The organism is Streptomyces sp. DH12 (genome assembly GCF_020873895.1).
GTDB lineage: Bacteria > Actinomycetota > Actinomycetes > Streptomycetales > Streptomycetaceae > Streptomyces.
In genome coordinates this window covers 1-509 of sequence record NZ_JAHWGT010000716.1, presented here as the reverse complement: position 1 = coordinate 509, position 509 = coordinate 1, and the positions used below count along the sequence as shown (strand labels likewise).

Annotated in this window: 1 pseudogene; it reads right to left on the bottom strand. The window is 76.0% G+C overall.

The annotated features are described in order from the left end of the window. Positions 1-338: pseudogene (locus tag LPA54_RS36680) on the bottom strand (glycogen debranching enzyme GlgX); the annotation flags it as partial. Positions 339-509: the final 171 nt, after the last annotated feature.

The following is a 509-nucleotide window of genomic DNA, read 5'->3' as shown; positions in this document are numbered from 1 at the left end:
CGGTAGCCGTACCGCTGCCCCGGCATCACCCCCGGCACGAAGCCGTGCCAGATGCCGTGCGTCAGCTCGGTCAGCCGGGCCCGGTTCTCCCGGCCGTGCTCGTCGAACAGGCACAGTTCCACGCCCTCCGCCCCGCCTGCCCAGAGCGCGAAGTTGGTCCCCGCCACCCCGTCCGGGCCGGTGCGGAACCGGGCGCCCAGCGGCGTCGGCCGGCCCGGCCGGACGGGCACCGTGGGGACGGGCGGCGCCGGCCGCGCACCGTTCACGACGACGGCCGGGAGACCGTCCCCGGTGGCCCGCTCTCCGGCCACCGCCTCCTGCTCGGCTGCGCTGGACACCTGTCAGCCTCCCGCGGCTCGTGGAGGACGACGCCGGACAGGTGAGCCACGGCCCGTGCGGCCCCCCGGTGCGTCGTCCTCCCACAGTTCTGCCCAGAGCGCGCCTCGCACTCACGTTTCCCCGAGGGGCGGCATGGTCGTTTCCCCGAGGCTGCGCCCGTCGTTGGGTAC